Origin of the sequence: Rhodococcus sp. EPR-147 (assembly GCF_001647185.1) — a bacterium.
GTDB lineage: Bacteria > Actinomycetota > Actinomycetes > Mycobacteriales > Mycobacteriaceae > Rhodococcoides.
In genome coordinates this window covers 1-7,925 of the sequence record NZ_LVCU01000429.1, presented here as the reverse complement: position 1 = coordinate 7,925, position 7,925 = coordinate 1, and the positions used below count along the sequence as shown (strand labels likewise).

8 protein-coding genes are annotated in these 7,925 nt (G+C 64.7%); 2 read left to right on the top strand and 6 right to left on the bottom strand.

Annotated elements, in window-relative coordinates; translation table 11 throughout:
* Positions 1-1,520 (top strand): bifunctional [glutamine synthetase] adenylyltransferase/[glutamine synthetase]-adenylyl-L-tyrosine phosphorylase (locus A2J02_RS18855; RefSeq protein WP_082899532.1); only part of this gene is annotated, 1,520 nt, incomplete at its 5' end.
* 12 nt (positions 1,521-1,532) lie between these two features.
* Here the strand turns inward: A2J02_RS18855 and A2J02_RS18850 are convergent.
* From A2J02_RS18850 to glnA, 5 genes are all read right to left on the bottom strand, one after another.
* Positions 1,533-2,516 (bottom strand): glycine betaine ABC transporter substrate-binding protein, encoded by a 984-nt coding sequence (locus tag A2J02_RS18850; protein WP_037192922.1) that lies wholly within the window; start codon positions 2,514-2,516, stop codon positions 1,533-1,535.
* Positions 2,516-3,301 carry an ABC transporter permease gene (locus tag A2J02_RS18845; RefSeq protein ID WP_068052150.1) on the bottom strand — a complete coding sequence of 262 codons (786 nt, stop codon included), beginning with the start codon at positions 3,299-3,301 and terminating at the stop codon, positions 2,516-2,518. Before A2J02_RS18845 ends, A2J02_RS18850 begins: the two co-directional genes overlap by 1 nt.
* Positions 3,298-4,494: an ABC transporter ATP-binding protein gene (locus tag A2J02_RS18840; RefSeq protein WP_068052148.1), complete on the bottom strand. Its 1,197-nt coding sequence runs from the start codon at positions 4,492-4,494 to the stop codon at positions 3,298-3,300. Before A2J02_RS18840 ends, A2J02_RS18845 begins: the two co-directional genes overlap by 4 nt.
* Entirely contained in the window at positions 4,487-5,137 is a 651-nt protein-coding gene (locus tag A2J02_RS18835; protein WP_037192916.1) for an ABC transporter permease, read from the bottom strand. The genes A2J02_RS18840 and A2J02_RS18835 overlap by 8 nt, the downstream gene beginning before the upstream one ends.
* A 186-nt stretch (positions 5,138-5,323) precedes the next feature.
* Positions 5,324-6,760: a type I glutamate--ammonia ligase gene (glnA, locus tag A2J02_RS18830; RefSeq protein WP_032368128.1), complete on the bottom strand. Its 1,437-nt coding sequence runs from the start codon at positions 6,758-6,760 to the stop codon at positions 5,324-5,326.
* A gap of 167 nt (positions 6,761-6,927) precedes the next feature.
* Between glnA and A2J02_RS18825 the strand changes: the two genes are divergently transcribed.
* Positions 6,928-7,392 carry an RDD family protein gene (locus A2J02_RS18825; RefSeq protein ID WP_068052146.1) on the top strand — a complete coding sequence of 155 codons (465 nt, stop codon included), beginning with the start codon at positions 6,928-6,930 and terminating at the stop codon, positions 7,390-7,392.
* Between the two features lie 40 nt (positions 7,393-7,432).
* On the opposite strand, the gene A2J02_RS18820 is transcribed toward A2J02_RS18825, so the two are convergent.
* Positions 7,433-7,925, bottom strand: a 493-nt coding sequence (locus A2J02_RS18820; RefSeq protein WP_156516297.1) for a DUF4191 domain-containing protein, incomplete at its 5' end; no start/stop codon positions are given.

Genomic DNA, 7,925 nt, shown 5'->3' with positions numbered 1-7,925 from the left:
CGGTGGTCAAGTTCGACTCCGAGACGGTGCGTCTGACGCCCGACGCCGCGACGCGTCAGCTCGCTGCGCTCGGCTACGCGACACCGCAGAATGCGTTGGGCCATCTGCGTGCGCTCGTCGGCTCCGGCACCCGGCGCGGTCAGATTCAGGCCGTGCTGCTTCCGACGCTGCTCGAATGGCTTGCCGATACCCCCGACCCCGACGCCGGACTGCTCAACTACCGCAGGCTGTCCGAATCGGCGGGGGAGCAGACGTGGTTCCTGCGCGTGCTGCGCGACGAAGGCGCAGTGGCACAGCGCCTGATGATCGTGCTCGGCTCCTCGGCCTATGTCCCGGACCTGCTGATCAAGGCCCCCGAGGTCATTCGGTTGTTCGCCGACGGACCCACCGGCCCGCGGCTGCTGGACGCCGAACCCGAAGAGACCTACCGTGCGATCCTGGCATCCTCGGCGCGCTACGAGGACCCGGTTCGAGCCATCAACGCAGCCAGGGCACTTCGACGGCACGAGCTCGCAAGGGTGGCGTCGGCCGACATCCTCGGCATGCTGGACGTCCCTCAGGTGTGCCGGGCCTTGTCCTCGGTCTGGGCCGCCGTCATCAACGCCGCCCTCGCAGCAGCCGTACGCGCCAGCGAGAAGGAACGCGGGGAACCGGCACCGGCAACGCTGGCCGTCATCGGTATGGGTCGCCTCGGCGGCGGTGAGCTCGGCTACGGCAGCGACGCCGACGTGCTGTTCGTCTGCGATCCGGTCGACGGAGTCGACGAGACCGTTGCGGTCAAGTGGGCCAACACCATTGCCGACCGTATCCGGAAGCTGCTCGGTGCGCCCAGCACAGACCCACCCCTCGAGGTCGACACGGGTCTGCGGCCCGAAGGCCGCAACGGCCCGGTGGTGCGCACCCTGGCGTCCTACGCCGCGTACTACTCGCAGTGGGCACAGGCCTGGGAAGTGCAGGCGCTGCTGCGCGCACATCAGGTCGCCGGAGACCAGGATCTCGGAATCCGATTCCTGCTCATGGCCGACAAGGTGCGCTACCCCGAGGGCGGCGTGTCCGCCGACGCGGTCCGCGAAATTCGACGCATCAAGGCGCGCATCGACTCCGAGCGTCTGCCCAAGGGGGCCGACCCCGCCACCCACACCAAGCTCGGACGTGGCGGACTGGCAGACATCGAGTGGACCGTTCAGCTCATTCAGCTCAGGTACGCGCACAAAGTCCTGACGCTGCACAACACCTCGACCCTGCAGTCACTCGACGCCATCGGTGCGGCCGAGCTGATGAGCGAAACCGACGTCGAATTGCTCAGGGAGGCATGGATCCTGGCGACGAAGGCGCGCAACGCACTGGTACTGGTCCGCGGTAAGCCGACCGATCAGCTGCCGGCACCGGGAGCTGTGCTCTCCGCAGTCGCACAGGTGGCGGGCTGGGAGAACGGCGACGCCGGAGCGTTCCTCGACAATTACCTGCGCGTGACGCGTCGGGCAAAGGCAGTGGTGGAGCGGACCTTCGGCGGGAACTAGTCCCGTCTGTCTCTAATCACTGCCGACGGTGACGAACCCCTGCTGAACCATCCAGTCCCGTGCGACGTCCGCAGGCTCGCGCCCGTCGATGTCGACCTGCTTGTTCAGCTCGGAAATGGCCTCGTTGGTCAACGCGGCCGAGATCGGCGCGGTCACCTCGGCGATCTCGGGGTACTGATCGGCGACCTCCTGGCGGATGATGACGGTCGCGTTGTACCGCGGGAAGAACGACTTGTCGTCCTCGACGACCGTCAGATTCAGGCCCTTGATGCGTCCGTCGGTGGTGAACACCTCACCGAACCTGCACTGCGCGCCCTCGGCCGTGGCCTGGTAGATGACGCCGGTCTGCAGAATCTGCACCGGCAACGTGCTCGCGTCGAACCCGTACGTGGCGGCAAGCCCGGGCAATCCGTCCTGGCGACTGTTGAATTCGGTCTCCACACACAGTGCGCCTGCGGCGGGGTCGCGGTTCACCAGAGCGGCGTAGTCGGACAGGGTGCGCACCCCGGTCTCCTGTGCAACCTGCTGATTCATGGCCAACGCATACGTGTTGTCCATCGGTGCCGGGTTGACCCAGTCGATGCCGTTGGCCTTGTCCGCGTCGCGCACGGCCTCGAACTGCTCGGTGGCGTCGGGAATGGGGGTTTCGTTGCCCAGGAAGTTGATCCATCCGGTACCGGTGTACTCGTATGCGACGTCCACCTGACCGCTCTGCATGGCCAGACGCACACTTTGCGATCCGGCGATGTTGGTCAGATCCCGTACGTCGGCTCCGGCCGCGCTCAACGCGAATTCGAGGATGTAGCCGAGGATGATCTGCTCGGTGAAGTCCTTGGAACCGACGGTGAACTGGGCACCTTCGAGGCCGGGGAGCGGGGTGATGCTTCCCGGCTCGACCGACAACGGCATGGCACCGCCGGATTGCAATCCGCATCCCGAGAGCGCCAGGGTTGCCGCGGCGCACAGGGCCGCGAGTCGTCGAGTTGTGCGCCGCATCAGCGGAGTCCTTTCGGTCCGAGGAATGCCTCGGCGAGTGCGCCCAGCCAGTCGACCAGCAGCGCGAGAGCAACAGCAAGAACTGCTCCCACCACCAGAATGATCGGCTGGTTGAGCTTGTAGCCGGTATCGATCAACACGCCCAAACCGCCCGCTCCGACGAGGAAACTCAGGGTCGCGGTGCCCACAGCCAGCACCAGCGAGGTCCGTAGACCGGCGAGGATGAACGGAACCGCGAGGGGAAACTCGATGCGCCGCAGGATGCCCATGTTCGACATGCCCTGTCCGCGTGCGGCATCGATGTAGTTCGGGTCCACCGTCTGGAAGCCCAGCATGGTGTTCCGCAGAACCGGGAGCAGCGAGTAGAACGCGATGGGCAGAACGCCCGCAGTGAATCCGGTCCATCCGGTGGCCAGGAACAACAGAACGAGCAGTCCGACGGCCGGCGCTGCCTGACCGATGTTGGCGATACCGATGAACAACGGAGCCAGCTTCCGATACCCGGGCCGCGTCAGCAGAATTCCGAGCGGCACCGCGATGGCGAGAACGAGTGCCGTCACGACGAACGTGATCGCCACGTGCTCGCGGACGGCGGTGGTGATGCTGCCGGCGTTGAGGGTGCCCGACTGGGTGGCGGTCAGGTCCCGGCTGAACGTGTAGACCAAGAGCACCGCCACTATGACGAGGATGACCACGGGCTGGATGAGTAGCCGGAGTCGCTCGGCCCGCTTGGCGGCGCGCGCGGTGTCCTTCGTGGTTTCGCCGGCGTCGGCGAGTGTGGTCACGACGGCGTCCCGACGTCGCTGCGCGCCTCGTCGTGATCGTTGGCGTGCTGAGACCGTAGGGATTTGATGGTGTCGATCAACACGTCGATCGTCACGGTGCCGACGTACTCGCCGCGGTTGCCGGTCACGGTGGCCGTCGCATTGCCCTCGGAGAGAAGAGCTTCCAGTGCGTCCTGAAGGGTGGACTGCGTCGAGACCATCTCGCCCATCGGCACACCGACGTCGCGCAGGCTGCCGACCCCCACGAGGTGGCGGCGATCGGTCCAGCGAAGCGGCCGCTTGCGCGCGTCGAGGATGATTCCCCACGCCTCCGGATCGGAGCCGAGAGCGGTGTTCATCGTCTCCACCGAATCGTCCTCGCCGAAGACGGGAACGTCGGACAGTTCGATGTCGCGTACGCGCATCAGGGTCAGCTGCTTCAACGCGGCCCCGGCCCCGACGAATCCGGCGACGGTGTCGTCGGCGGGGTTGGCGAGAACGGCCTCGGGGGTGTCGTACTGGAGAATCGTCGATTGGTTTCCGAGCACCGCGATTCGATCGCCGAGCTTGACGGCCTCGTCGAAATCGTGGGTCACGAACACGATGGTCTTGCCCAGTTCCGCCTGCAGCCGCATCAACTCGTCCTGCAACAGTCCTCGCGTGATCGGATCGACCGCGCCGAAGGGCTCGTCCATCAACAGCACCGGGGGATCGGCGGTGAGAGCGCGGGCGACACCGACACGCTGCTGCTGGCCACCGGAGAGCTGACGCGGATAGCGCTGGCGGTACACGGCAGGGTCGAGCCCGACGAGATCGAGCATCTCGTCGGTGCGATCGTCGATGCGTTTCTTGTTCCATCCGATGAGCCCGGGCACCATGCCGACGTTCTGCGCGATCGTCATGTGCGGGAACAGACCCGCCTGCTGGATGGAATAGCCGATGGTGCGACGCAACTCGTTGGGGTCGATCGAGAGCGCATCCTTTCCACCGATCGTGATGCGGCCCGACGTCGGTTCGATGAGCCGATTGATCATGCGCATCGTCGTCGTCTTGCCGCAGCCCGAGGGCCCGACCAGAACGACGACCTCGCCGGCAGGAATCGTCATGGACACGTTGTCCACCGCGGCGAGCTTCTGCCCCGGGTAGCTCTTGGTCACGTTCTCGAGCACGATTTCCGCGCCGGAGACGTTGGATGTACGGGTCGAGTCACTCACGGATACCCCTCGAGGTGGTCAGTTTGCCGATCAACACGTAGATCCCGTCCAGGATCAACGCCAGCAGGACGATCAGGACAGTGCCGGTGAGGGCCTGCGGTAGGGCTGTGGGGCTTCCTACGCGAGCGAGCCCGGAGAACAACAGGTTGCCCAGGCCAGGGCCTTTCGCGTACGCAGCGATGGCCAGGATGCCCATGGCCATCTGTGTGCTGATCCGCATCCCGGTCAGAATCGACGGCCAGGCGAGAGGGATTTCGATGCGTCGCAGCACCAGCGTGCGACTCATTCCGATACCGCGGGCGGCGTCGGCGACAGCCGGATCGACTGCAGCGAGACCCACCACGGTGTTGCGAATGATCGGCAGCAGCGAATACAGAACCAACGCGGTCACCGTCGGCCGAACGCCCAATCCCATGATGGGGATGAGAACTCCCAGCAGCGCGAACGAGGGGATCGTCAGGATCGTGCTCGCGAGAGCCGTCGCGATCGCCGACCCAGCGGGGCTGCGGTAGACCAGAACACCGATCGCGACACCGATGACGGTGGCGATGACGACGCACTGAACGACGGCCGAGACGTGCAAATAGGAGTCGATCGCCAACTGCCTTCGCCGTCCGACGATGAATTCCCACAGTGCATCCATGCAGTTGCGTCCTCTGTTCGCCCGTAGCGGATAAATACCTTTACCCCGCGTACCGACAATCAAACGCCGACCGGTCTGAATTCTTCGTCGATTGCCGTAAGCGTTGCCGATCGGTTACTGCCCGGGAACGCAACAACGCCCGGCCGAAAGGATTCGGCCGGGCGTTGTCAGCGTGAAATCAGACGATCACACGTCGTAGTACAGCGAGAACTCGTACGGGTGCGGACGCAGGTTCACCGGAGCGATTTCCTGCTCGCGCTTGAGCGAGATCCAGGTCTCGATCAGGTCGGTGGTGAAGACGCCACCCTCGGTGAGGTAGTCGTGATCGGCCTCGAGCCGGTCGATCACGGCATTCAGCGAGGTAGGTGCCTGAGGAATGTTCTTGGCTTCCTCGGGCGGCAACTCGTAGAGATCCTTGTCGACCGGAGCCATCGGCTCGATCTTGTTCTTGATTCCGTCCAGACCCGCCATCATCTGAGCGGCGAAGTTCAGGTACGGGTTACCCGAGGAGTCCGGCGCACGGAACTCGAGGCGCTTGGCCTTCGGGTTGTTGCCGGTGATCGGGATACGCACAGCAGCGGAGCGGTTGCGCTGGCTGTAGACCAGGTTGATGGGGGCCTCGTAGCCCGGCACCAGACGGTGGTACGAGTTGATCGTCGGGTTGGTGAACGCCAGCAGCGACGGCGCGTGGTGCAGGATGCCGCCGATGTAGTGGCGAGCGAGATCCGACAGTCCGGCGTATCCGGCCTCGTCGTGGAAGAGAGGCTTGCCGTCCTTCCACAGGGACTGGTGCACGTGCATGCCCGAGCCGTTGTCGCCGAACAGCGGCTTCGGCATGAACGTCGCCGACTTGCCGTTCTGCCATGCGGTGTTCTTGACGATGTACTTGAACAGCTGCAGGTCGTCCGCTGCGCGAAGCAGCGTGTTGAACTTGTAGTTGATCTCCTGCTGGCCGCCGGTGCCGACCTCGTGGTGCGCACGCTCGAGCTCGAAGCCAGCGTTCTGCAGGTTGGTCGAGATCTGGTCGCGCAGGTCGACGTAGTGGTCGTACGGAGCGACGGGGAAGTAGCCACCCTTGAAACGCACCTTGTAACCGAGGTTCGGGCTGCCGTCGGCCTCGGTCTCGGCTCCGGTGTTCCACCAACCCGAGGACGAGTCGACCTCGTAGAACGCGCCGTTCGCCTGCGAATCGAAGCGCACGGAGTCGAAGATGTAGAACTCGGCCTCGGCACCGAAGTAAGCGGTGTCGGCGATGCCGGTGCTCGCCAAGTACTCCTCGGCCTTGCGTGCGACGTTGCGCGGGTCGCGGCTGTAGGCCTCACGCGTGAACGGGTCGTGAACGAAGAAGTCGATGTTCAGCGTCTTCGCATTGCGGAAGGGATCGACCTGAGCGGTGGCGTAGTCCGGAAGCAGAATCATGTCGGACTCGTGAATGGACTGGAAGCCGCGGACGGACGAGCCGTCGAACGCGAGGCCGTCTTCCAGTGTGTCTGCCGTGAACGCCTTGGCGGCGATCGAGAAGTGCTGCTGTGCACCCGGCAAATCCGTGAACCGGATGTCGACGTATTCGATTCCTTCATCTGCGATGAACTTGATGACCTCTTGGGCCGTGGAAAACGCCACGCTTTTGCTCCTTTGTTGAGTCCGTCGACCTGACGGTATGGACTTGGTGTTGCCCGCCCGTCAAGCGCGTGTTTCGCCCGTGTTACACGTCCTGGCTCACGACTGGCACGGACAACAGTACGTCCAGGTGTTTTCCCGTGTGCCCGACCGCGCCTATCCTTGGAATCATGGCACGAATGACAGGGTCCTGGTTGTCCGGACCGGCCTCGGCGAACCCACGTGAACCCCAGAACTTCCGTGGGGAGGAGTTGGGTCTGCCGCAGCAGGGCGTCGGATCGCTGGCAGGTACCGGACGCAGAGTCCTCGCGCTGGTGCTGGATTGGACGATGGCCACCGGCGTGGCGTCGCTGATTCTCGGCGGATACACCACCAGTGGCCTGATCTCGACGATCGTGCTGGCCGTGTGGTTCGGAGTGGGACTGGTGAGCGTCTCACTGTTCTCGTTCACCCCGGGGCAGTTCGTCGTCGGTGTTCAGGTGGCACGCATCGACGCCAACGCGCGGGTCGGTTTCGTCCGAGCCCTGGTGCGCCAGTTGATTCTGCTGTTCGTCGTCCCGGCCGTCGTGACCGACATGGACGGCCGAGGAATGCACGACCGCGCAACGGGAACAGCCCTGCTGCGGACCCGCTGAGGGGTCGTCGCACCAGGGCTGTTTCGAGTGGTCGTGAGTGCTAGCGGCGCTTCATGGTCCGCTGAACGCCCTTCATCTTGGCTCCGCCGGGAATGGGTCCCTTCGGCATCGCCGGGCCACCCTTGGTGCCGAGTGCGGACAGCCGCGACTCGATGGTGTCCATGCGCTTGCCGTCGATGTTCTTCGGCAACTTCGACAGGTACTTCTGCAGACCCGACAGCGGAATCTGGTTCTCCTCGTTGCCGACGATGATGTCGTAGATCGGAGTGTCGCCCACCAAGCGGGCGGTCTTCTTCTTCTCCTGAGCCAACAACGACTTCACGCGGTGCGGAGCACCCTCGGCCACGAGGATGACACCGGGCTTGCCGATCACACGATGCACGGCGTCGAGGTGGGTGGTTCCGGCGATCGCGTTGGTCACCCGCCACGACCCCTGCAGATTGTCCAGGGCCCACGCGGCCGCTCCGGCCTGGCCGTCGGCCTTCTTGTACACCGACTTCTGCACGCGGCGACCGAAGATGATGAACGCAACC